The sequence below is a fragment of the Pseudomonas sp. B21-041 genome (genome assembly GCF_024748675.1).
GTDB classification, from domain to species: domain Bacteria; phylum Pseudomonadota; class Gammaproteobacteria; order Pseudomonadales; family Pseudomonadaceae; genus Aquipseudomonas; species Aquipseudomonas neuropathica.
Map to the genome: position 1 here is coordinate 142,298 of NZ_CP087175.1, position 26,663 is coordinate 168,960.

The window sequence follows — 26,663 nt, forward strand, 5'->3', positions numbered from 1 at the left end:
TGCGGTGCGGCGACGCGATCGTCACCGGTCCGGTCAGCACAAACGTGACGGCCGCCCCATCGGGGCGGCCGTTTTGTTCACTATCAGCTGTTGTTGTGGTCGACCTTGATGGTCGGGTCGCTGCCGGCAATCAGGTTGTGAATGTTGGCGCTCGACCAGTTGTTGCCTTCCAGTTTGATCGTCACGTCCGGGGTTGCCGCCGCAGCGTCGCCGGAGTTGAACTTGCCCGCCGAGCTGACTTGCAGCGACGACGTGCCGTCGACCGTGGTGATCTTCAGGAAGTTGTCGATGGTGCTGCCGGTCTCGCCCTGCAGCAGATCACGCAGATCGATGCGGTCACCTTCGCTGGCCTTGAAGTCCTTGATCACGTCGTTGCCGGTGTCGCCCGCCTTCCAGACGAAGGTGTCGGCACCCGAACCACCGATGAGGATGTCATTACCCTGACCGCCGATCAGCGTGTCGTTGCCGGTGCCGCCGAGCAGGATGTCATTACCTTTGCCGCCATCGAGCAAATCGTTGCCGCCCGAGCCGAACAGGATGTCATTGCCCGCGCCGCCCAGCAGGGTGTCGTTACCATCGTGCGCGCCGGAGACATCGAACGCCTGATAGTGCTCGGTGATGTACTGGTGCACGTTGCTGGTGGTGACTTTGCTGACATCGACCCCGGTTTCTTTGGCAACGAACGCCTGCATCGCCTGATAACCCTCGCCGGCAATGCCGTTGAAGCTGACCAGATCGCCGAACAGGATGTCATTGCCGTCGCCACCGCTGACGGTGTCGTTGCCCGGCAGCGTCGCTTCGGTGTGGCCGATGATCGAGTTGGCCAGATCCTTCGGATCAATGTTGGTCTGCGGCGTTTTATCCGTATCGTACGGCTTCAGATCGTTGAGGCTGACATCGTTGTTCAGTCCGATAGCCTCGACGTTCGACAGACCGTTGAGCAAGGCAAAACCACTGGTCGAGTTGCTGGTCGTTGACGAGTTGGTGCTGTTACCGGTACCCGCCAGACTCGACAACTCATAAGTGCCGTCGCCCTGCGCGTGGATGGTGCCCAGATTAGAGCTGCTCCAGCCCCACCACGAAGTGTAGGTTTGCAGGGTCACGGTGCCGGTGCTGTTGATCGTCAACGCGTGGGTATTGTCGATGTAAGTGCTGAAGGTGTCGCCCGGCTTGTAGTTGCTGGTTTTCACCACATCGTCGAGCTTCACGTTGCCGTACAGCGTCGGGTTGGTCTGCTCGCCGCTCTGGTAATAGGTCGGCTGGCCGTCGGTGATGAAGTACGTAAGGTTCTTCGCGCCGGTGTTGGCCACAGCGTCAGCGCTCTGGAACCAGTTGGCCGTGGTCTTGAACACGTCCTCGTAGTTGGTGCCGCCGCCGGAGGCCATCGAGTCCAGTACCGCTTTGAGTTGCGTCAGCGCGTTCGGGTCGTTGAGGTTCACCGACACCGACTTGTTGACCTGGGTATCGAAGTCGACGAGGAAAATGTTCACCGTACCCGAATTGCTGCCGCCCAGGCTCTGCTTGAGGCTGTTGAACACCGAGGTCAGCGAGTCTTTGGCGGCGTTAAGCGACGAACTGCTCATGCTGCCGGAGCTGTCGACCATGAACGCGATGTTGTAGTTGGTGCCCGGCACCACGGTCAGGCCACCGATGTCGGCGACGATGATGTCGTTGCCATCGGTGCCGGTGACGGTGTCATCGCCCGAGGTCGCAACCACGGCGTTGTAGACCGCCGGCACCACGCTGACCGGAATGGTCGCGGTGCTGCTGGCAGAACCGCCGACCATCTCGGTGGAGGTCGAGGTCACGGTCAGGTTGAATTGGCCGTTGTAGTACGGCGGTGGCGTTACGGTCAGGCTGCCGAGGTTCCAGCCAGTGACGTTGGCGTCGCCGCTGCTGGCAGTGACGGTGAAGGTGTGACCCGCGCCATCGCTGAGCACCGAGCCGACCGGTGCGCCGCTGATCTTCACGCTCAGGGTTTCCGAGCCGTCGGTGTCAGTCAGTGCGGTGGTGATTGCCGACAGTTTCACCGTGGTGCCTTCGGCGCCGGTATTGAGTTTGTAGCCGTCGTAATAGCCTTCGCCGTTGCTGCCGTGCAGATCGGAGACGGTCACGCCCGAATTGATCAGATCCTGCACGCCGGTGTAGATCGGCACGCCGGCGCTGCTCAGGTCGATCGGCGTGCTGCCATTGACCGACAGGTTGACGTCGTAGCTGCCCGGGCCGCTCTGGTTGTGGTGGTAGATGTCCAGGGTGTAGTAGCCGCTGGTGGTCGGGGTGAACGAGCCATTGATGGCGCCGCCCGCGCCCCAGGTACCCGAAGCCACACTCTTGCCGCCGATCGTGATCAACAAACTGTCATCGGCAATACCGCTGAAGGTGTAGGTTTTGCCGGCTTCCAGATAAATCAGGCCTGACGTCTTCGATGCCGTGCCCGCCGCAACGCTACCGTCGGACTGCACATTGGTCACCGAGCCGCTGGAGTTCGGTTTGCCGGCGCCGTCGATGACGTTTTTCAACGTGGTCGAATCCGCGCCATTGCCGTTGGTGCCCAGACCCGCCAAGCCGGTCCAGACTTCCTTGATCAGCCCGGTGGACTTCACGCTGTTGTCGGCCACGCTCACGGTCGGCGCGTCCGCCACTGGCGTGATGTCGATCTTCACGGTGCCGGTGTTGCCCAGCAGTTGGCCGTCGGTTGGCTGGAATTTGATCTGTGCGTAGTCCGCCTGGTTGTTGCCCAGACCGCTGCCGCCGTAACCGTTGACCCCCGACTCGTTGGCATCCGGCAGGAAGCGCAGCTTGCCCGCGTCGATGTCAGCCTTGCTGAAGGTCTGGTTGTTGGCGACGTCTTTCCAGGTCGAACCGTCCAGATACTGCAGTTTGCCTTCGCCCGGCAGCTGAGTGATTTTGATGCCGAGGCTGCTGGCCGGGCTGTCGACGTCGGTCACGCCGAAGGTCGACCAGCCGAGCACCAGCGGAGTGTCTTCGGTGCCAGTGACGTTGCTTGGCGCTGCCACCGGAGCGTCGTTGACCGCCACCACGTTGACCGTGGTGGTCGCGGTGTTGGAGTAATTGCCGCCGTCGGTCACGGTCACCGTGATGATGCGCGGCACGGTGCTCGGGTTTTCGCTGCCGTTGGTGAAGCTGATGTTCTTGATGGCCTGCATGTAGTCGGCCAGCGTCGCGTTACCGGACAGCGTCAGCGTGACGGTGCCGTTGGTGCTGTTGGCATTGATGGTGATGCCGTTGACGCTGTTGCCCAGGTTCAGCGCATCGCCGTCCTGACGGTTGGTCAGGACCACGGTGGCGCCGGTGAGCATGGTGCTGTCCGGGTCAGTGATGCTGATGTCGGTGTCGGCAATCGACACGCCCGCGCCCGGGGTGTTTTCGGTGAAGGTCACCTTGTAGTCGGCACCGGTGGCGCCGCTGGAGTTGTTGGCATCCAGGTCGAGCACCGGCGGCGCATCGTTGTCGATGATCGAGGTACTGACGCTGCCGTTGGTGCTGCTGACCGCGAGGTTTTCGAAGTTGCCGCCGGTGGCGGAATCGATCTTAACCACGAAGTTTTCGGTGCCTTCGGTGATCTTGTCATCGATGGTCGCGACATTGAACTGCGCGCTGCTCGCACCGGCCGGGATCTTCACGGTGTACACGCCGGTGAAGTCCGAACCGTCGGCGGCGGTGCCGCTGTAGACGATTTTCAGAGTTACTTCGGTTTGCGCCGGGTGGTTCAGGCTGACCGTGTAGCTGGCGGTCTGGCCTTCAGTCACCGAGCTGCTGCCAGTGATGCTGACGGTTGTGGTGTCGATAGTGTCGGTGACGCTGGTCACGGCCGGAGCTGTGCTGGTGACCAGGTTTTCGAAGCTGCCGCCGCTGGTACCGGTGATGGTCGCCTGCAAGGTGCCGGCGTCTTTGTAGACGTCGTCAGTTGGTGCTGGAACGGTCACGGTGCCGCTGGTTTTACCCGCGTCGATGGTGATCACCGAGCCGTTGCTCAGGGTCACGGTGACTGGCGAGCCAGCGGCGTTGGTCAGCGTAGCGGTGTAAGTGATCTGACCACCTTCGGCCACGGTGCCGGTCGCGGACAGCGATAGGTTGGTGGTGTCGACGGTATCGGTGACGGTGGTCGAAACCGGCGTTTTGTCGGCCACGAGGTTCTCGTAGTTGCCGCCAGTCACATTGGTGATCGAGTTGGTCAGCGGTGCATGGCCGGTCAATGCGTCGTTAGGCGCAGTGGTGGTCGCGGTGCCCGTGGTCTGGCCGACGCCGATGGTGATGGTCTGACCGTTCGACAGGCTTACCACGACTGGCGAGCCCGTCACTGGCGCGCCGACAGTTGCGGTGTAGACGACGTTACCGCCTTCAGCGGCAGTGGCGGTCGCGGTCAGTTTCACCGTGGTGGTGTCGATGGTATCGGTAACGCTGGTGATTGCCGGCGTGGTGCTTGGCACGAGGTTTTCGAAGTTGCCACCGGTGGCGGTGCTGATCGTTGCCTGGACGGTGCCGGCGTCTTTATAGACGTCGTCAGCCGGTGCCGGAACAGTCACGGTGCCGGTGGTTTTGCCGGCTTCGATAGTGATCACGGCGCCGTTCGACAGGGTCACGGTCACAGGCGAACCTGCGGCGTTGGTCAGCGTGGCGGTGTAAACAATCGAACCGCCCTCAGCCACAGAGCCGGTCGCACTGAGCGACAGGTTGGTGGTGTCGACGGTATCCGTGACGGTGGTCGATACCGGGGTCTTGTCGGCCACCAGATTCTCGTAGTTGCCGCCGGTCACGTTGGTGATCGAGTTGGTCAGTGGTGCGTGGCCAGTCAGTGCGTCGTTTGGCGCGGTAGTGGTCGCGGTGCCAGTGGTCTGGCCGACGCCGATGGTAATGGTCTGACCGTTGGCCAGCGTTACAACCAAAGGCGAACCGGTCACCGGAGCACCGACGGTCGCGGTGTAGACGACGTTGCCGCCTTCCGTCGCTGTGCCGGTAGCTGTCAGTTTCACAGTGGTGGTGTCGATGGTATCGGTAATGCTAGTGATGGCCGGTGTTGTGCTCGGCACCAGGTTTTCGAAGTTGCCACCGGTGGCGGTGCTGATGGTTGCTTGTACGGTGCCGGCATCTTTGTAGACGTCGTCAGCAGGAGCTGGAACGGTCACGGTGCCGGTGGTTTTGCCGGCGTCGATGGTGATCACGGCGCCGTTCGACAGCGTCACGGTCACTGGCGAACCAGCCGCGTTGGTCAGCGTTGCGGTGTAAACAATCGAACCGCCTTCAGCGACCGAATTGGTAGCGCTGAGCGACAGGTTGGTGGTGTCGACAGTGTCGGTCACCGTAGTGCTGACCGGCGTCTTATCCGCCACGAGGTTTTCGTAGTTACCGCCGCTGACGTCGGTGATCGCGTTGGTTAGCGGTGCGTGACCGGTCAATACGTCGTTTGGTGCGGTAGTGGTTGCGGTGCCAGTGGTCTGGCCGACTCCAATGGTGATGGTCTGACCGTTCGACAGGGTTACCACGACTGGCGAACCGGTTACTGGTGCACCGACGGTTGCGGTGTAGACGACATTGCCGCCCTCTGCCGCAGTAGCCGTTGCCGTCAGTTTCACGGTGGTGGTGTCGATGGTATCGGTAACGCTGGTGATAGCCGGAGTCGTGCTTGGCACCAGGTTTTCGAAGTTGCCACCGGTAGCGGTGCTGATGGTTGCTTGTACGGTGCCGGCATCTTTGTAGACGTCGTCAGCAGGAGCTGGAACGGTCACGGTGCCGGTGGTTTTGCCGGCGTCGATGGTGATCACGGCGCCGTTCGACAGCGTCACGGTCACTGGCGAACCAGCCGCATTGCTCAGGGTCGCGGTGTAAACAATCGAACCGCCTTCAGCGACCGAATTGGTAGCGCTGAGCGACAGATTGGTCGTGTCGACAGTGTCGGTCACCGTAGTGCTGACCGGCGTCTTATCCGCCACGAGGTTTTCGTAGTTGCCGCCGGTTACGCCAGTAATCGAGTTGGTCAGCGGTGCGTGGCCGGTCAGCGCATCGTTCGGCGCGGTGAAGGTTACGGTGCCGGTGGTTTTGCCGACTTCGATGGTGATGTTCTGGCCGTTTGCCAGGGTCACGACAACCGGCGAGCCGGTCACCGGCGCGCCGACAGTGGCGGTGTAAGTGACGGTGCCGCCTTCAGCTACCGACGTATCAGCCGTGAGTTTGACGGTTGAGGTGTCGATGGTATCGGTGACTTCGGTCACAGCCGGAACAGTGCTCGGCACCAGATTTTCGAAATTGCCGCCCGTTGCAGTCGAGATCGTCGCTTCAACCTTGCCGGCGTCTTTGTAGACATCATCGGCTGGCGCTGGAACGGACACGGTGCCAGTGGTTTTGCCGGCGTCGATGGTAATCACCGCGCCGTTCGACAGGGTTACGGTAACTGGCGAACCCGCTGGGTTGGTCAAGGTTGCGGTGTAAACAATCGAACCGCCCTCGGCCACGGTGCCGGTCGCGCTGAGCGAAAGGTTGGTGGTGTCGACGGTGTCAGTGACCGTGGTCGAAACCGGGGTCTTGTCGGCCACCAGATTCTCGTAATTGCCACCGCTGACCTCTGCGATCGCATTGGTGATCGGCGCGTGGCCGGTCAATGCGTCGTTCGGCGCGGTGGTGGTCGAGGTGCCGGTGGTCTGGCCAACCCCAATGGTGATGGTCTGACCGTTGGCCAGGGTCACAACCACAGGCGAACCGGTCACCGGCGCGCCGACAGTGGCGGTGTAGACGACATTACCGCCTTCAGCCGCCGACTCGGTGGCGGTCAGTTTGACGGTGGTGGTGTCGATGGTGTCGGTGACTTCGGTCACAGCCGGAACATTGCTCGGCACCAGATTTTCGAAGTTGCCACCGGTGGCAGTCGAAATCGTCGCTTCAACTTTGCCCGCGTCTTTGTATACGTCGTCAGCCGGTGCTGGAACGGTCACGGTGCCAGTGGTTTTACCAGCCTCGATAGTGATCACGGCGCCGTTGGACAGGGTCACGGTGACTGGTGAGCCTGCGGCGTTGGTCAAGGTTGCGGTGTAAACGATCGAACCGCCTTCGGTGACGGAACCGGTCGCGCTGAGCGACAGGTTGGTGGTGTCGACGGTGTCGGTGACATTGGTCGAAACCGGCGTTTTGTCAGCCACCAGATTTTCGAAGTTGCCGCCGCTTACCTCAGTGATCGCATTGGTGATCGGCGCGTGGCCGGTCAATGCATCGTTCGGCGCGGTGGTGGTCGCGGTGCCGGTGGTCTGGCCGACGCCGATGGTAATGGTCTGACCGTTGGCCAGTGTCACAACCACAGGCGAACCGGTGACTGGCGCGCCGACAGTGGCGGTGTAGACGACATTACCGCCTTCAGCCGCCGACTCGGTGGCGGTCAGTTTGACGGTGGTGGTGTCGATGGTGTCGGTGACTTCGGTCACAGCCGGAACAGTGCTCGGCACCAGATTTTCGAAGTTGCCACCGGTGGCAGTCGAAATCGTCGCTTCAACTTTGCCCGCGTCTTTGTATACGTCGTCAGCCGGTGCTGGAACGGTCACGGTGCCAGTGGTTTTACCAGCCTCGATAGTGATCACGGCGCCGTTGGACAGGGTCACGGTGACTGGTGAGCCTGCGGCGTTGGTCAAGGTTGCGGTGTAAACGATCGAACCGCCTTCGGTGACGGAACCGGTCGCGCTGAGCGACAGGTTGGTGGTGTCGACGGTGTCGGTGACATTGGTCGAAACCGGCGTTTTGTCAGCCACCAGATTTTCGAAGTTGCCGCCGCTTACCTCAGTGATCGCATTGGTGATCGGCGCGTGGCCGGTCAATGCGTCGTTCGGCGCGGTGGTGGTGGCGGTGCCTGTGGTCTGGCCTACGCCTATGGTAATGGTCTGACCGTTGGCCAGGGTCACGACCACCGGCGAACCGGTCACCGGCGCGCCGACAGTGGCGGTGTAGACGACATTACCGCCTTCAGCCGCCGACTCGGTGGCGGTCAGTTTGACGGTGGTGGTGTCGATGGTGTCGGTGACTTCGGTCACAGCCGGAACATTGCTCGGCACCAGATTTTCGAAGTTGCCACCGGTGGCAGTCGAAATCGTCGCTTCAACTTTGCCCGCGTCTTTGTATACGTCGTCAGCCGGTGCTGGAACGGTCACGGTGCCAGTGGTTTTACCAGCCTCGATAGTGATCACGGCGCCGTTGGACAGGGTCACGGTGACTGGTGAGCCTGCGGCGTTGGTCAAGGTTGCGGTGTAAACGATCGAACCGCCTTCGGTGACGGAACCGGTCGCGCTGAGCGACAGGTTGGTGGTGTCGACGGTGTCGGTGACATTGGTCGAAACCGGCGTTTTGTCAGCCACCAGATTTTCGAAGTTGCCGCCGCTTACCTCAGTGATCGCATTGGTGATCGGCGCGTGGCCGGTCAATGCATCGTTCGGCGCGGTGGTGGTGGCGGTGCCTGTGGTCTGGCCGACGCCGATGGTAATGGTCTGACCGTTGGCCAGTGTCACAACCACAGGCGAACCGGTGACTGGCGCGCCGACAGTGGCGGTGTAGACGACATTACCGCCTTCAGCCGCCGACTCGGTGGCGGTCAGTTTGACGGTGGTGGTGTCGATGGTGTCGGTGACTTCGGTCACAGCCGGAACATTGCTCGGCACCAGATTTTCGAAGTTGCCACCGGTGGCAGTCGAAATCGTCGCTTCAACTTTGCCCGCGTCTTTGTATACGTCGTCAGCCGGTGCTGGAACGGTCACGGTGCCAGTGGTTTTACCAGCCTCGATAGTGATCACGGCGCCGTTGGACAGGGTCACGGTGACTGGTGAGCCTGCGGCGTTGGTCAAGGTTGCGGTGTAAACAATCGAACCGCCCTCGGCCACGGTGCCGGTCGCGCTGAGCAACAGGTTGGTGGTGTCGACGGTGTCGGTGACATTGGTCGAAACCGGCGTTTTGTCAGCCACCAGATTTTCGAAGTTGCCGCCGCTTACCTCAGTGATCGCATTGGTGATCGGCGCGTGGCCGGTCAATGCGTCGTTCGGCGCGGTGGTGGTGGCGGTGCCTGTGGTCTGGCCGACGCCGATGGTAATGGTCTGACCGTTGGCCAGGGTCACGACCACCGGCGAACCGGTGACTGGCGCGCCGACGGTAGCAGTGTAGGTAACGGTACCGCCCTCAGCCGCCGACTCGGTCGCGGTGAGTTTGACGGCGGTGGTATCGATGGTGTCGGTGACGTTGGTCACGGCCGGCACGGTGCTCGGAACGAGGTTCTCGAAGTTACCGCCTGTTGCATCCTTGATCGTCACTTCGACCTTGCCGGCGTCTTTGTAGACGTCATCGGCAGGCGCAGGAACGGTCACGGTGCCGGTGGTTTTGCCCGCTTCGATGGTGATCACCGAACCGTTCGACAGCGTCACGGTTACCGGGGTGCCGGCCGGGTTGGTCAGCGTCGCGGTGTAAACGATCGACCCGCCTTCAGCCACCGAATCGGTCGCGGTCAGATTCAGGTTGGTGGTGTCGGTGGTGTCCGAAACCGCGGTGTCGGCGGACTTGCCGTCGACTGCCAGTTTTTCGTAGTTGCCGCCAGTGGCGCCGTCGATGGTCACGCTCAGCGAGCTGCCGCCGGCCAATGGGCTGTTCGGCGCAACGAAGTTCACCGAGCCGGTGGTTTCACCGACGGCAATGGTGATGGTCTGGCCGTTGGACAGGGTCACGACAACCGGTGAACCCGTCACGGGTGCGGTCACGGTCGCGGTGTAGACCACGGTTTCGCCTTCGGCGACGTTCGCCGTGGCGGTCAGCGACACGGTGGAGGTGTCGATGGTGTCGTTGACGGTGGTGACCGCCGGGGCGGTATTGGTGACCAGGTTTTCGAAGTCGCCACCGGTCGCGCCTTTGATGGTCGCTTCAACGGTGCCGGCATCTTTGTAGACGTCATCTTTCGGCGCATCGACGGTGACGGTGCCGGTGGTTTTGCCGGCGTCGATGGTGATCACGGCACCGTTCGACAGAGTCACGGTGACCGGCGAGCCAGCGGCATTGGTCAGGGTCGCGGTGTAGGTGATCTGGCCGCCTTCATCCACAGAACCGGTGGCGCTCAGCGACAGGTTGGTGGTGTCGACAGTATCGGTGACGGTGGTGCTGACCGGAGTTTTATCGGCCACGAGGTTTTCGTAATTGCCGCCGGAAACGTCAGTGATCGCGTTGGTCAGCGGAGCGTGGCCAGTGAGCGCATCGTTTGGCACGGTAGTGGTCACGGTGCCGGTGGTTTTACCCACTTCGATGGTGATGTTCTGGCCGTTGGACAGGGTCACGACAACCGGTGAACCCGTCACGGGTGCGGTCACGGTCGCGGTGTAGACCACGGTTTCGCCTTCGGCGACGTTCGCCGTGGCGGTCAGCGACACGGTGGAGGTGTCGATGGTGTCGTTGACGGTGGTGACCGCCGGGGCGGTATTGGTGACCAGGTTTTCGAAGTCGCCACCGGTCGCGCCTTTGATGGTCGCTTCAACGGTGCCGGCATCTTTGTAGACGTCATCTTTCGGCGCATCGACGGTGACGGTGCCGGTGGTTTTGCCGGCGTCGATGGTGATCACGGCACCGTTCGACAGAGTCACGGTGACCGGCGAGCCAGCGGCATTGGTCAGGGTCGCGGTGTAGGTGATCTGGCCGCCTTCATCCACAGAACCGGTGGCGCTCAGCGACAGGTTGGTGGTGTCGACAGTATCGGTGACGGTGGTGCTGACCGGAGTTTTATCGGCCACGAGGTTTTCGTAATTGCCGCCGGAAACGTCAGTGATCGCGTTGGTCAGCGGAGCGTGGCCAGTGAGCGCATCGTTTGGCACGGTAGTGGTCACGGTGCCGGTGGTTTTACCCACTTCGATGGTGATGTTCTGACCGTTGGCCAAGGTCACCACAACTGGCGAGCCAGTGACTGGCGCACCGACCGTGGCGGTGTAGGTGACGGTGCCACCTTCAGCCGCCGACTCGGTGGCGGTCAGTTTGACCGTCGAAGTGTCGATGGTGTCAGAGACGTCGGTAACGGCTGGGTTGGTGCTCGGAACGAGGTTCTCGAAGTTGCCGCCAGTGGCGTCCTTGATCGTGACTTCAACTTTGCCGGCGTCTTTATAGACGTCATCGGCGGGCGCAGCGACGGTGACGGTGCCAGTGGTTTTACCCGCCTCAATGGTGATCACGGCGCCGTTGGACAGGGTCACGGTGACTGGCGTGCCGGCCGGATTGGTCAGTGTTGCGGTGTAAACGATCGAACCGCCTTCGGCCACGGTGTCGGTCGCAGTCAGCGACAGGTTGGTGGTGTCGACAGTGTCAGTAACAGTGGTCGAAACCGGAGTCTTGTCGGCAACCAGATTCTCGTAGTTACCGCCGCTTACGTCAGTGATCGCATTGGTCAGCGGGGTGTGGCCGTTCAACGCATCGTTCGGCGCAGTGGTGGTCACGGTGCCGATGGTTTTGCCGATTTCGATGGTGATGTTCTGGCCGTTGGCCAAGGTCACGACGACCGGCGAACCGGTGACTGGAGCGCCTACGGTGGCGGTGTAAGTAACGGTGCCACCTTCAGCCGCTGACTCGGTGGCGGTCAGTTTGACGGTGGTAGTGTCGACGGTATCAGTGACTTCGGTCACGGCCGGGACAGTGCTTGGTACCAGATTCTCGAAGTCGCCGCCGGTGGCGTCCTTGATGGTGACTTCGACTTTGCCGGCGTCTTTGTAGACGTCATCGGCTGGCGCAGCGACAGTCACGGTGCCGGTGGTTTTACCGGCCTCGATGGTAATGACCGAGCCGTTCGACAGGTTCACAGTCACTGGCGAGCCAGCCGGGTTGGTCAGCGTCGCGGTGTAGATGATCGAACCGCCCTCGGCGACCGAGTTGGTGGCGCTGAGCGACAGGTCAGTGGTGTCGACGGTGTCAGTGACCGAAGTCGAAACCGGGGTCTTGTCGGCCACCAGGTTTTCGTAGTTACCGCCGCTTACACCCGTAATCGAATTACCCAGCGACGCTTGACCGGTCAACGCATCGTTCGGCGCGGTGAAGGTCACAGTGCCGGTGGTCTTGCCGACTTCGATGGTAATGCTCTGACCATTGGCCAGGGTCACGACCACAGGCGAACCGGTCACCGGAGCGCCAACAGTGGCGGTGTAGGTGACGGTGCCGCCTTCAGCGACCGTGGTGTCGGCCGTCAGCTTCACGGTCGAGGTGTCGATGATGTCAGTGACTTCGGTCACGGCTGGCGTGGTGCTTGGCACCAGGTTCTCGAAGTTGCCACCGGTGGCGTCCTTGATGGTGACTTCGACCTTGCCGGCGTCTTTGTAGACATCATCGGCAGGCGCCGCAACGGTCACGGTGCCGGTAGTTTTGCCCGCTTCGATGGTGATCACCGAGCCGTTGCTCAGGGTCACAGTGACTGGCGTGCCGGCCGGATTTGTCAGGGTCGCGGTGTAAACAATTGAACCGCCTTCAGCCACGGTGCCCGTCGCGCTCAGCGTCAGGTCGGTGGTGTCAGTGGTGTCGGTGACGGTGGTGCTGACCGGGGTTTTGTCGGCCACGAGGTTTTCGTAATTGCCGCCGGAAACGTTGGTGATCGAGTTGGTCAGCGGAGCTTGGCCAGTCAGCGCATCGTTTGGCGCGGTGGTGGTCACGGTGCCGCTGGTTTTGCCGACCTCGATGGTGATGTTCTGGCCGTTGGCCAGAGTCACTACAACCGGAGAACCCGTCACTGGAGCACCGACAGTGGCGGTGTAGGTGACGGTGCCACCTTCAGCGGCAGTCTCGGTGGCGGTCAGTTTGACCGTAGAGGTATCAACGGTATCGGTCACGTCGGTGACGGCAGGAACGGTGCTTGGCACCAGGTTCTCGAAGTTGCCGCCGGTAGCATCCTTGATAGTGACTTCGACCTTGCCGGCGTCTTTGTAGACGTCATCAGCTGGCGCTGGAACGGTCACGGTGCCAGTGGTTTTGCCGGCCTCGATGGTGATCACCGAGCCGTTGCTCAGGGTCACAGTGACTGGCGTGCCAGCCGGGTTGGTCAGGGTCGCGGTGTAAACAATCGAACCGCCTTCAGCCACGGTGCCAGTCGCAGTGAGCGACAGGTTGGTGGTGTCGACAGTGTCAGTAACAGTGGTCGAAACCGGGGTCTTGTCGGCAACGAGGTTCTCGTAGTTACCACCGCTCACGTCAGTAATCACGTTGGTCAGGGGCGTGTGGCCAGTCAGCGCATCGTTAGGTGCGGTGGTGGTCACGGTGCCGGTGGTTTTGCCGACTTCAATGGTGATGTTCTGGCCGTTGGCGAGAGTCACGACCACCGGCGAACCGGTCACCGGTGCGCCAACAGTGGCGGTGTAAGTGACGGTGCCACCTTCAGCGGCAGTCTCGGTGGCGGTCAGTTTGACCGTCGAGGTGTCGATGGTATCGGTTACGTCAGTGACAGCCGGAACGGTGCTTGGCACCAGGTTCTCGAAGTTGCCGCCAGTCGCGTCCTTGATGGTGACTTCGACTTTGCCAGCGTCTTTATAGACGTCATCGGCGGGCGCCGGAACGGTCACGGTGCCAGTGGTTTTACCCGCCTCGATGGTGATCACCGAACCGTTCGACAGGGTTACGGTGACAGGCGAACCTGCGGCGTTGGTCAGGGTCGCGGTGTAGGTGATCTGGCCACCTTCAGCCACGGTGCCCGTCGCGCTCAGCGTCAGGTCGGTGGTGTCATTGGTGTCGGTGACGGTGGTGCTGACCGGGGTTTTGTCGGCAACGAGGTCTTCGTAATTGCCGCCGCTCACGCCCGTGATCGCATTGGTAATCGGCGCGTGGCCGGTCAACGCATCGTTCGGTGCAATGGTCGTCACGGTGCCGGTGGTTTTGCCGACTTCGATAGTGATGTTCTGACCATTGGCCAGAGTCACGACCACAGGCGAACCGGTCACTGGGGCGCCGACAGTGGCGGTGTAGGTGACGGTGCCACCTTCAGCGGCCGTCTCGGTGGCGGTCAGTTTCACCGTCGAGGTATCAACGGTATCGGTCACGTCGGTGACGGCAGGAACGGTGCTCGGCACCAGGTTCTCGAAGTTGCCGCCAGTCGCGTCCTTGATCGTGACTTCGACTTTGCCGGCGTCTTTGTAGACGTCATCGGCGGGCGCCGGAACGGTCACGGTGCCAGTGGTTTTACCAGCCTCGATGGTGATCACCGAACCGTTCGACAGGGTAACGGTGACAGGCGAGCCTGCGGCGTTGGTCAGGGTCGCGGTGTAGGTGATCTGGCCGCCTTCAGCCACGGTGCCCGTCGCGCTCAGCGTCAGGTCGGTGGTGTCAGTGGTGTCGGTGACGGTGGTGCTGACCGGGGTTTTGTCGGCAACGAGGTCTTCGTAATTGCCGCCGCTCACGCCCGTGATCGCATTGGTAATCGGCGCGTGGCCGGTCAACGCATCGTTCGGTGCAATGGTCGTCACGGTGCCGGTGGTTTTGCCGACTTCAATGGTGATGTTCTGACCATTGGCCAAGGTCACGACAACAGGCGAGCCGGTCACCGGCGCGCCGACAGTGGCGGTGTAAGTGACGGTGCCGCCTTCAGCGACCGAGGTGTCAGCCGTCAGCTTTACGGTCGACGTGTCGATGGTATCAGTGACGTCGGTCACGGCTGGCGTGGTGCTCGGGACCAGGTTCTCGAAATTACCGCCAGACACATCCTTGATGGTGACTTCGACTTTGCCGGCGTCTTTGTAAACGTCATCAGATGGCGCTGGAACGGTCACGGTGCCAGTGGTTTTACCCGCTTCGATGGTGATCACCGAGCCATTCGACAGGGTCACGGTGACTGGCGTGCCGGCCGGATTGGTCAGCGTCGCGGTGTAAACGATCGAACCACCCTCGGCCACGGAACCGGTGGCGCTCAGCGACAGGTCGGTGGTGTCGGCGACATCGGTAACAGTGGTCGATACCGGGGTCTTGTCGGCAACCAGATCTTCGTAATTACCACCGGAAACACCGGTGATCGAGTTGGTCAGCGGCGCATTGCCGGTCAACGCATCGTTAGGGGCGGTGGTGGTCACGGTGCCGCTGGTTTTGCCGACTTCGATGGTGATGTTCTGACCGTTGGCCAGGGTCACGATCACTGGCGAGCCAGTCACCGGCGCACCGACGGTGGCGGTGTAAGTGACGGTGCCACCTTCAGCCACCGAGGTGTCAGCCGTCAGTTTCACGGTCGACGTGTCGATGGTGTCGGTCACTTCGGTCACGGCTGGAACGGTGCTAGGCACCAGATTCTCGAAGTTGCCGCCAGTTGCATCCTTGATGGTGACTTCGACTTTGCCTGAGTCTTTATAGACATCATCGGCCGGCGCCGGAACGGTCACGGTGCCAGTGGTTTTGCCAGCCTCGATGGTGATCACCGAGCCATTGCTCAGGGTCACGGTTACCGGTGTGCCGGCAGGGTTGGTCAGGGTCGCGGTGTAAACAATCGAACCACCTTCGGCCACGGTCCCGGTTGCCGTCAGCGACAGGTTGGTGTCGTCGATCGAGTCGGTAATGGTGGTGGTCGCTGGCGTCGTGTTCGGCACCAGATTTTCGAAATTGCCACCGGTAGCACCGGTGATGGTGGTGCTGACGGTGCTGCCATTGTTGTAAACGTCGTTGGCCGCAGTCGGCACGTTGACGGTGCCAGTGGTCTGGCCGGCGTCAATGGTGATGGTCGAGCCGTTCGACAGGGTGATCGTCACCGGAGTCTGCGCAGCATTGGTCAGCGTCGCGGTGTAAGTGATCTGGCCGCCTTCGACGACCGTACCGGTGGCGGTAAGGCTCACGCTGGTGGTGTCGATCGAGTCGGTAACGGTGGTGGTCGCAGGCGTGGTGTTCGGCACCAGGCTTTCGAAGTTGCCGCCGGTAGCGCCAGTAATGGTGGTGCTGACGGTGCCGCCATTGTTGTAGACGTCATTGGCCGCAGTCGGCACGTTGACGGTGCCGGTGGTCTGCCCAGCCTCAATGGTGATGGTCGAACCGTTCGACAGGGTGACAGTCACCGGGGTTTGCGCCGGGTTGGTCAGGGTCGCGGTGTAAGTGATCTGGCCACCCTCGACCACAGTGCCGGTGGCGGTCAAGGTCAGGTTGGTGGTGTCGATCGAATCGGTGATGGTGGTCACCGCTGGCGTCGGGTTCGGCACCAGGTTTTCGAAGTTACCGCCGCTGGCACCGGTAATCGTCGTGGTGACGGTGCTGCCATTGTTATAGACGTCGTTGGCCGGGGTCGGCACGTTGACCGTGCCGGTGGTCTGGCCGGCGCCGATGGTGATGGTCGAGCCGTTCGACAGGGTGACGGTCACCGGGGTTTGCGCCGGGTTGGTCAGGGTCGCGGTGTAAGTGATCTGCCCGCCTTCGGTGACACTCGGCCCGGCCGTCAGGGTGACGGTGGTGGTGTCGATGGTGTCAGTGACCTGGGTTGTGGCCGGAGTGGTCGGCGGGGTCACGGTGATGCCATTGCCGCCGGTGGTGCCGGTGACGGTCACGTCGATCTGGGTCGGGTCGTTGTAAACGGTGTCGTTCGGCGCCAGCGGCACATTGACGGTGCCAGTGGTTGCGCCTGCCGGAATCACAATCACCGCGCCGTTGGACAGGGTGATGGTCAGGTCGGTCAGCGGCGCCTGGGTCAGGGTCGCGGTGTACACCAGCACGCCGCCGGCTTCGGTGATGGACGGCGTGGCGCTGAGGCTCAGGGTCGAATCACGCAAGGCGTTGGTGGTGGTGTCGGTGGTCTGGCCGCCGGTGATGTTTTGCGCGGCTTGTCCGCCAGCGTTGATGCCTGCAGTCGGGAAACCAATGGTCGGGTCAACGCGGCCAGCGGTGGCGTCGAGCATGACGAAGCTGTGACCACCACCGGCGGCACCGCCCGTGCCTGCGGCACTCGGGCCGGCAGCAGTGGCGTCCAGCGCGGTGGTCGGGTCGACACCGGCGGCGATGGCTTGCTGCAGTTCGGCTACCGACGGCGCTGCCTGCGCAGTGGCCTCGGCCAGGTCAGTGCTGGAGTCAGGCGCGTTGGCGCTCCACTGGGTTTCTCGGCCCAGATCGAGGGTGCGGCCATCAGCCAACTCAAGCGATACGGCGCCGGATAGGCCGGTGTCGATCTGGTCACCCACGAACAGGCGATCGCCTTCAACGAGTACGCGACGTACACCCTCAGGGGAGACTACAAATACCTGACCGACAATGCTTTTGACGATGGCAACAACACTGCTCATTGAAGACTCTCCGGGGGTGTCACGTTCAGTTGACTTCTATAGACCTGATGGCTTTTGGCGCCGACTCAGTCTGGACGTACTTTTAAAATTTGCGAATCAAGTTTGACGCATCTAATCGTCAATAATTTGGCTATATTCTTTCGCTATTAACTTTATGCCAAACTATTGACCTTCTGGGTGCCATCCTAAACAATCGCCCCACTAATGTCACATTGATATTTCCGCGGCGACCTGTCCTTTAGCGTGTGATCCAGTTCCTGTTTTGAACTTTCCGACATACGGTCAATCTGGTTGCCATCATCCGACGCAGCGCCACGTTTTGCTGTGATTCAAGACAAGAAGTTCTGGGAAATTCCTATCATGCGTTCGCCCCTGCTTTTCGCCGTACCCTTCGCCCTCGCCGCCTCTTTTGTACAAGCACAATCCTTACCAGAAGCCATGCAGCAGGCACTGGATGTCCATCCGGAAATCCAGGCAGGGGTCAACAGTCGTTTGGCTGCGGATTATCAATTAAGAGCGGCGAAAGGGGGATACCTGCCGAAGGTCGATCTGCTCGGCGGTTATGGCCGTGAAGGCACCGACAGCGTTACTACCCGCGCCAATTCCGGTAACCACTACGAAACCCTGAACCGTAGCGAGTCAAGTTTACGTCTCTCGCAAATGGTCTTTGACGGTTTTGCGACGTCCAGCGAAGTCGGGCGTCAACAAGCCACCGTTAACTCCCGTGCGTACTCGTTGCTTGGTACTTCCGAGCGCACCGCGCTGACCGTCGCCCAGGTTTATCTGGACGTGCTGACCCGTCGTGAGTTCGTGCGTCTGGCCGAAGAAAACCTCAAGAGCCACCAGCGCATCTACGATCAGATCCAGTTGCGCACCCAGCGCGGCGTCGGCAGCGGTGCCGACCTCGATCAGGCCGAAGCGCGGATGGCCCAGGCCCGCAACAACCTGATCACCGAGCAGACCAATCTGGCCGACTCGGAAACCAATTTCCTCAGCGCCGTCGGCCAGATGCCCGATCAACTCGAGCGGCCGGCGCCGTTCATGGCAATGATGCCGGCCAACCTCAACGAAGCGCGGCAGCAGATGCTGGAAAACAGCCCGATCCTGCGTTCGGCCGAATCCGACATCGCCGCCGCCGAGAAACAATACGAAACAGCCAAGTCGACCTTCTACCCACGTTTCGACGCCGAACTGGGGCGCACCGCCGACAACGACCTCGACGGCCAGAACGGTCACAACAACGAATGGCAAGCCATGCTGCGCATGCGTTTCAACCTCTATTCGGGCGGCAGCAACAAGGCCGATCTGGAATCCAAGTCGTACCTGTCGAACCAGGCGCTGGACATCCGCAACAACGCTTTGCGTCAGTTGAACGAAGAGCTGGGTCTGGCCTGGAACGCCTTGAACAACGCCAACGCGCAGGTGCCGATCGCTCAGCAGTACGTCGATCACAGCACCTCGGTGCGCACCGCTTACCAGCGTCAGTTCAGCCTCGGCGAGCGCACCCTGCTCGATTTGCTCGACAGCGAAAACGAGTTGTTCACCGCTTCGCGGCGTCTGGCGGAAATCAAAAACATTCAGTTATTTACTCAGTACCGAATCAAGGCGACCATGGGCGAGTTGCTCAGAAGCCAGGGAGTGGTCGCACCGTTGGCATCCGTTGTGCAAAACGACGTGAAGCCCAAGGTCCAGCTGCCTGGGATGAATTGAGTTATCCCTTTTCAACTGTCAAAGAGTGTCGAGCGTGGAATCAGAAGTCAGTCGAGTTCAACTCAGTCATGATCCACGCGCGTTGCACGACGATCCGTTACTGGACGGCCTGCTCGCCCTTTGCATGCTCCACCAGAAACCCGCCAGCGCGGCGATGCTGACCACCGGCCTGCCGCTGCCCAAACAACGCCTCAGTGTCGAGTTGCTGCCCCGCGCGGCGGCTCGCGCCGGCCTGCAAGGTCGAGTGCTGCAGCGCAAACTGGAAGAAATTCCGGCGATCGCCATGCCGGCATTGTTGCTGCTCAAGGATGGCCGCAGCGCCGTCCTGCTCGGCTGGCAGGGTGACCACGAAGCGCGGGTGTTGCTCAGCGAAACCGACGGCGGCGAGTCCATCGTCAGTCGCGAATTGCTCGCTGACGATTACACCGGCAAAGTCTTCTTCGCCCAGCCGCAACACAAATTCGACGTCAACCACGGCACGCTGATTCCACGTGCCCGCTCGTGGTTCCGCGACACCCTCAAGCGCTCGCGCTGGCTGTATGCCGATGCGATCGCCGCGAGTTTCCTGATCAACATCATCGCCATGGCCGCGCCGCTGTTCGTGATGAACGTCTACGACCGCGTGGTGCCGAACCAGGCCGAAGCGACCCTGTGGGTGCTGGCCCTCGGGATTACCGGCGCCTACCTCTTTGACCTGATCCTCAAGAGCCTGCGCAGTTTGTGCCTGGATCTGGCCGGGAAGAAAACCGACCTGATCATCTCCGCGACGCTGTTCGAACGCATCGTCGGTATGTCGATGAAATACCGCCCGGCGCGGGTCGGCAGTTTTGCGCAGAACATCCACGAGTTTCAGAGCCTGCGCGACTTCCTTGCCTCGCTGACCCTGACCAGCCTGATCGACCTGCCGTTCACCATCCTCATCTTTATCGTTATCGCCATTCTCGGCGGGCACTTGGTGTGGATTCCGGTGTTGGCTTTCCCGATTGCCTTGCTGATCGGCTACGCGTTGCAGAAACCGCTGGTGGCGACCATGGAGCGCACCATGGCCCTCGGTGCCGAGCGCCAGTCGAGCCTGATCGAAACACTCGCCGGCCTCGACGCGGTCAAGGTCAACAACGCCGAGAGCGAACGCCAGTACCAGTGGGAACAGACCATCGGCACCCTCAGCCGTCTCGAGCTGCGGGTGAAAATGCTTTCCGGCCTGGCAATGAACATCACCCTGCTGATCCAGCAACTGGCCGGGGTGATCATGATTGTCTTCGGCGTGTACCAGATCATCGCCGGCAACCTGAGCATGGGCGGTCTGATTGCCTGCTACATGCTTAGCGGTCGCGCACTGAGTCCGCTGGCGTCGCTGTCGGGTCTGCTGACCCGTTATCAGCAGGCGCGGGTAACCATGACCTCGGTCGACCAGATGATGGAGCTGCCGCAAGAGCGCAATTTCGAAGAGCGCCCGCTGAGCCGCAAGGTGCTGCAAGGCGCGATCGAGTGCCGCCAGCTCAGCTTTACCTACCCGGAACAACAGAACCCGGCGCTGAAGAACATCAACCTAGTGATCCGTCCGGGCGAGAAAATCGGCATCATCGGACGCAGCGGCTCGGGCAAAAGCTCCCTCGCCAAACTGTTGGTCGGCCTGTATCAGCCGGACGATGGCGCGTTGCTGGTCGACGGTGTGGATATCCGCCAGATCGACGTCAGCGAACTGCGCTACAACATTGGCTACGTGCCGCAAGACATCCAACTGCTGGCCGGCACCCTGCGTGACAACCTCGTCTCCGGCGCGCGTTATGTCGAAGACGAGCTGGTCCTGCAGGCGGCCGAACTGGCCGGCGTCCACGAATTCGCCCGCCTGCACCCGCAAGGCTATGAGCTGCAAGTTGGCGAGCGCGGGCAGAACCTCTCCGGCGGTCAACGGCAGAACGTTGCGCTGGCCCGGGCCTTGTTGCTCAATCCGCCGATCCTGCTGATGGATGAGCCGACCAGCGCCATGGACAACACCGGTGAAGAACGCCTCAAGCAACGCCTCGCCGCCGTGATTGAAAACAAGACTGTGGTGCTGGTGACGCACCGGGCGTCGCTGCTGTCGCTGGTCGATCGCCTGCTGGTGGTTGACCGTGGACAGATTCTCGCCGATGGCCCGAAAGCCGCCGTGATGGAAGCGTTGAAGAAGGGGCAGATCAGTGTTGCTTAAGTCGGGTTTCAAGGATTCGATCCGTCGCTACTTCAAAGGCTCGGCATCACTGCAGGGCCAGCCCCTCCCAGAGGTCAACAAAGCGCTGATCGAAGACGCCCCGCGCGTCGTGCGCCTGACCATCTGGGCGATCATCGGCTTCTTTATCTTCCTGCTGCTGTGGGCCAACTTCGCCGTGATCGACGAAGTGACCAAGGGCGACGGCAAAGCGATTCCGTCGTCGAAGATCCAGAAAATCCAGAACCTTGAGGGCGGGATCATCTCCGAACTGTTCGTCAAGGAAGGCCAGATCGTCGAGGCGGGTGCGCCGCTGATTCGTCTCGATGACACGCGATTTGCCTCCAACGTCGGCGAAACCGAAGCCGATCGCCTGTCGATGTTGCTGCGGGTCGAGCGCCTGAGCGCCGAAGTGGATGACCGTCCGCTGAATTTCCCCGAGGACGTGCTCAAGGCCGTGCCGGGCCAGGCGAAAAGTGAGGAATCGCTGTACATCAGCCGCCGTCAGCAATTGCATGACGAAATTGGTGGTTTGCAGGAGCAGTTGATTCAGCGTCAGCAAGAGCTGCGCGAATTCGCCTCCAAGCAAGCGCAGTATCGGCAGCAGCTCGGCTTGCAGCGGCAGGAAATCAATATGTCCGAGCCGCTGGTGGCGCAGGGCGCGGTGTCCCCGGTGGAGGTCTTGCGTCTGAAGCGTGCCGAGGTGGAAACCCGTGGTCAGCTGGATGCAACGACGCTGGCGATTCCGCGCGCTGAATCGGCGATCAAGGAAGTGCAGCGCAAGATCGACGAGACGCGCGGTAAATTCCGCAGCGAAGCGCTGACCCAACTCAACGAGGCGCGCACCGACCTGAACAAGGCCAGCGCTACCGGCAAGGCGCTGGAAGACCGCGTCAGCCGCACGCTGGTGACATCGCCGGTGCGCGGCATCGTCAACAAGTTGCTGGTCAACACCATCGGCGGCGTTATTCAGCCGGGCAGCGACATGGTCGAAATCGTACCGCTGGACGACACCTTGCTCGTCGAAGCGAAGATCCGTCCGCAGGACATCGCGTTCCTGCACCCGGGGCAGGAAGCGATCGTCAAATTCACCGCGTACGACTACACCATTTACGGCGGGCTCAAAGCCAAGCTTGAGCAGATCGGTGCCGACACCATCACCGACGAAGACAAGAAAACCACCTACTACATCATCAAGGTGCGCACTGAGCGCAGCCACTTGGGTACGGATGAAAAACCGTTGCTGATCATCCCGGGGATGGTGGCGTCGGTGGATATCATTACCGGCAAGAAGTCGGTGTTGAGTTATCTGCTCAAGCCGATCATTCGCGCGCGGGCTGAGGCGTTGCACGAGCGTTGATTTTTTAGTGACCTCACTGGCCTCATCGCGAGCAGGCTCACTCCTACAGTAACCGCATTTCTCCAGATGGAATGCGATCCCTGTAGGAGTGAGCCTGCTCGCGATAGCGGCAGCCCAAACACCACATCTCTGTCAGGAAGTGACAAAAACCGTCACTCACCACTCAGTCCATTCCTCACCATTCGCCATATCGTTATTCAATAACGGTATTTAATTTCCAATTCTTATAGCTATAAAGTCTCCCCCTGCGTACCTGCCGACCAATCGGCGCGCCGCACGACCTGAACCAACACGCAATCCAGCGTGAGTGTCTGATCGACGAGCGCGCCCGTGAGCGCGCCGTGCGTGGGAGATGGAAAGATGTCCGCAGCTACTGCTTCCCCAAGCGCCGCGACCGCCGCGCCACAATCCTTTGAAATCCGCCCGTTCAGCGGTGCCGTCGGCGCCGAGATCATTGGTCTCGACCTCACTCGGCCGATCAATGATCAGGACTTCGCACGCATTCATCGCGCGCACCTGGATCACCACGTCGTGGTGTTCCGCGACCAGCAAATCACCCCACAGCAACAGATCGACTTCAGCCGCCGCTTCGGCGTGTTGCAGATCCACGTGCTCAAGCAGTTCCTGCTGGCCAATCACCCGGAAATCCTCATTGTTTCCAACATCATCGAAAACGGCCAGAACATCGGCCTCGGCGATGCTGGCAAGTTCTGGCACTCCGATCTCTCCTATAAAGAGTTGCCAAGTCTCGGCTCGATGCTCCATGCACAGGAGTTGCCAGAGGAGGGCGGCGACACGCTGTTCGCCGACATGCACAAAGCCTGGGACAGCTTGCCCGAAGCGTTGCGCAAAGCGGTCGAAGGCCGCAGTGCCGCGCATTCCTACACCGCCCGCTATAGCGAAACCAAATTCGAAGGCAACTGGCGCCCGACCCTGACCCCGGAGCAACTGGCTCAAGTCGCGGAAGTGGTGCACCCGGTGGTGCGCACGCACCCGGAAAACGGCCGCAAGGCGTTGTTCGTCAGCGAAGGTTTCACCACGCGCATCGTCGGCCTGCCGGATGACGAGAGCCAGCAGTTGCTGACCGAGCTTTACGCCCACAGCGTGCTGCCGCAAAACATCTACCGCCATCAGTGGCAGCCACACGACTTGGTGTTCTGGGACAACCGTTCGCTGATCCATCTCGCCGCCGGCTGCCCCGCGCACCTGCGCCGCAAGCTGTATCGCACGACCATTCAGGGCGACGCGCCTTTCTGATTCGCCGGAGATTGATCAAATCATGAACGCTCCCTTGCCAGGCCACGCGGCCAGCAACCCGATCGCTCGCAGCGAAGCGCTGCTGGCGGTCGATCATGTCAGCCTCGAATACCGCACCCCGCAACGCGTGGTGCGCGCCACTCACCAGGTCAGTTTCGAAATCGATCCGGCCGATCGCTACGTGTTGCTCGGGCCGTCCGGTTGCGGCAAATCCACCTTGCTCAAAGCGGTCGCCGGGTTCATTCAACCGTGCGAAGGCGAGATCCGTCTGCAAGGTCAGCGCGTCGATGCGCCGGGTCCGGACCGGATTGTGGTGTTTCAGGAATTCGATCAGCTGCCGCCGTGGAAAACCGTAAAACAGAACGTGATGTTTCCGCTGCTCGCCTCACGCACGCTGAAGAAAAAAGAAGCTGAAGAACGCGCGCTGCACTATCTGGAAAAGGTCGGCTTGGCGGCGTTTGCCGATGCCTATCCGCACACTTTGTCTGGTGGCATGAAAGCGCGCGTAGCGATTGCCCGGGCGTTGGCGATGCAGCCGAAAATCCTGCTGATGGACGAGCCATTCGCCGCACTCGATGCGCTGACCCGGCGCAAGATGCAGGAAGAACTGCTGCTGCTCTGGGAAGAGGTGCGCTTCACTCTGCTGTTCGTCACCCACTCGATTGAAGAGGCGTTGGTGGTCGGCAATCGTATTCTGCTGCTGTCGCCGCATCCCGGCCGGGTGCGCGCCGAAGTGCACAGCCATCAATACGACTTGCACAGCTTGGGTGGCGTGGCGTTTCAGGAGTCGGCGCGGCGCATTCATCGACTGCTGTTCGACGAAGGCCAGTCGCCGGAAACCGAGCGTGATCACGACTTCAACGACATTCGCATTGCCTATTGAGCGGCCAGGAGGACTACCCGATGAGCCATTCATCATCCGTGCGTGAAGAGTTTGAAGTTGTTCTGGAGCCGCTGACTGAAGTGCCGGTCGAGCGGGAGTTGTCGCTCGGCACGCGGCTGTGGCAACAGGGCTGGTTGCGTAAAGGCCTGATCCTGATTGTGCTGGCGGTGCTGTGGGAAGTGGTCGCACGGATCCAGAACAATGACCTGATGCTGCCGAGTTTCTTGCAGACCAGCCACGCGCTGTTCGAGGGGCTGCTCAGTGGTGAGCTGCTGGCCAAGGTGTGGATATCGCTGGTGGTCCTGATCAAGGGCTACCTGATCGGCATCGTTCTGGCGTTTGCCCTGACCACGCTGGCGGTGTCGACGCAGTTGGGGCGCGATCTGCTGAGCACGATGACCTCGATGTTCAACCCGTTGCCGGCGATTGCCCTGTTGCCGCTGGCGCTGCTGTGGTTTGGCCTAGGGCAGAACAGCCTGATTTTTGTGCTGGTGCATTCGGTGTTGTGGGCTTTGGCACTAAACACTTACGCGGGGTATCTCGGAGTTTCTGAAACGCTGCGCATGGCCGGGCGCAATTACGGTTTGAAGGGCTTGCGGCTGGTGCTGTTCATCCTGATCCCGGCGGCGCTGCCGTCGATTCTGGCCGGGCTGAAGATCGGCTGGGCGTTTGCCTGGCGCACGTTGATCGCGGCGGAACTAGTGTTTGGCGCGACCAGCGGCAAGGGTGGGCTGGGTTGGTACATCTTTCAGAATCGCAATGAGCTGTATACCGACAAGGTGTTTGCCGGGTTGGCGGTGGTGATTCTGATCGGGTTGCTGGTGGAGAATCTGGTGTTCGATACGCTGGAGCGGGTGACCGTTAAGCGGTGGGGGATGCAGCGGTAATTTCTGGCGTGACGGCTGGCCCCATCGCTGGCAAGCCAGCTCCCACAGGTTTTTTGGTGTTTTCAGATGTTGTGAACGCCTCAACCACTGTGGGAGCTGGCTTGCCAGCGATGGCGTCCTGTCCGGCGCCTCCATACCTAAAGGATGTTTGCTAGCATTGCGCGCAGATCAATCCTGATCAGCCATGAGTGCTCAGTATGCAGCTCCCGGACATGAACCTTCTGGTCGCCCTCGACGCCTTGCTCGATGAGGGCAGTGTGGTCGGCGCCGCTCGGCGGATGAACCTCAGTCCGGCGGCCATGAGCCGCACCCTGACGCGGATCCGCGAGGCCATCGGCGACCCGATCCTTGTGCGCGCCGGTCGTGGTCTGGTGCCAACCCCCAAGGCGCTAGAGTTGCGCGAGCAGGTGCGCGATGTGGTCGAGCAGGCCGCGCTGCTGTTCCGCTCGGCCGACTCGGTGGAACTGGGCACGCTGCGCCGGCGCTTCAGCATCCGTGCCAATGACTTCTTCATCGGTGTTTACGGCGGCAAGCTATTCGACACCCTCGATCAACTGGCGCCGCACTGCGAATTGCGTTTCGTCCCGGAAGGCGATGGCGACGATGAGGCACTGCGCGAGGGCCGCATCGATCTGAGCGTCAGCAACACCCGGCCCGTCACCCCGGAAGTCAAAGTGCAGAACCTGTTCTCGACGCACTTCGTGGGACTGGTGCGCGAAGATCATCCATTGCTCGACGGTGAAATCACCGCCGAGCGCTACGCCGGGTTTTCCCATATCAGCATGTCGCGACGCGGCATCGCGCGCGGCCCGATCGATACGGCGCTGAATGCGCTAGGCCTGGAGCGGCGCGTGGCGGTGATTGCGCCGAGTTTTCATGCGGCGATGTTTGCCTTGCCGGATTCCGACCTGATCCTGCCGGTGCCCAAAGAAGCGTTGCTCAGCGTGCGCCGGCTCGGTTTGAAACTGCGCTCGTTCGACCTGCCAATCCCGTTGCCAACACTGATGCTGACCCAGGCCTGGCACCCGCGTTTCGACAAGGATCCGGCACACCGCTGGCTGCGAGAAACGCTCAAGGCTTGTTGTGATGAAACGTGGCTGGCTGCCCAGCCTTAATCTGCGAACCCACACAAAACCCTTGTAGGAGTGAGCCTGCT

Annotated in this window: 8 protein-coding genes; 7 read left to right on the plus strand and 1 reads right to left on the minus strand. The window is 61.2% G+C overall.

The window, feature by feature from the left end; all coding sequences use genetic code 11:
* Positions 1–83: 83 nt before the first annotated feature.
* Positions 84–17,222 (minus strand): immunoglobulin-like domain-containing protein, encoded by a 17,139-nt coding sequence (locus LOY43_RS00685; RefSeq protein WP_258709051.1) that lies wholly within the window; start codon positions 17,220–17,222, stop codon positions 84–86.
* A gap of 360 nt (positions 17,223–17,582) precedes the next feature.
* Here LOY43_RS00685 and LOY43_RS00690 point away from each other — a divergent pair, with 360 nt between their 5' ends.
* The 7 genes from LOY43_RS00690 to LOY43_RS00720 all read left to right on the plus strand — a co-directional run bounded on the left by LOY43_RS00690 (position 17,583) and on the right by LOY43_RS00720 (position 26,622).
* Positions 17,583–18,932, plus strand: coding sequence for a TolC family outer membrane protein (locus LOY43_RS00690; protein WP_007918308.1), 1,350 nt, complete (start codon positions 17,583–17,585; stop codon positions 18,930–18,932).
* Between the two features lie 34 nt (positions 18,933–18,966).
* Positions 18,967–21,123 (plus strand): type I secretion system permease/ATPase, encoded by a 2,157-nt coding sequence (locus LOY43_RS00695; RefSeq protein WP_258709052.1) that lies wholly within the window; start codon positions 18,967–18,969, stop codon positions 21,121–21,123.
* Complete coding sequence (locus LOY43_RS00700) at positions 21,113–22,480, plus strand: HlyD family type I secretion periplasmic adaptor subunit (protein WP_007918311.1); 1,368 nt, start codon at positions 21,113–21,115, stop codon at positions 22,478–22,480. The genes LOY43_RS00695 and LOY43_RS00700 overlap by 11 nt, the downstream gene beginning before the upstream one ends.
* Before the next feature lie 360 nt (positions 22,481–22,840).
* Positions 22,841–23,737, plus strand: a complete 897-nt coding sequence (locus tag LOY43_RS00705; protein WP_095047028.1) for a TauD/TfdA family dioxygenase — start codon at positions 22,841–22,843, stop codon at positions 23,735–23,737.
* 22 nt (positions 23,738–23,759) lie between these two features.
* Entirely contained in the window at positions 23,760–24,620 is an 861-nt protein-coding gene (locus LOY43_RS00710; protein ID WP_016985557.1) for an ABC transporter ATP-binding protein, read from the plus strand.
* 20 nt (positions 24,621–24,640) lie between these two features.
* Complete coding sequence (locus tag LOY43_RS00715; protein ID WP_258709053.1) at positions 24,641–25,507, plus strand: ABC transporter permease; 867 nt, start codon at positions 24,641–24,643, stop codon at positions 25,505–25,507.
* 197 nt (positions 25,508–25,704) lie between these two features.
* Positions 25,705–26,622 carry a LysR family transcriptional regulator gene (locus LOY43_RS00720; RefSeq protein ID WP_016985559.1) on the plus strand — a complete coding sequence of 306 codons (918 nt, stop codon included), beginning with the start codon at positions 25,705–25,707 and terminating at the stop codon, positions 26,620–26,622.
* Positions 26,623–26,663 lie beyond the last annotated feature (41 nt).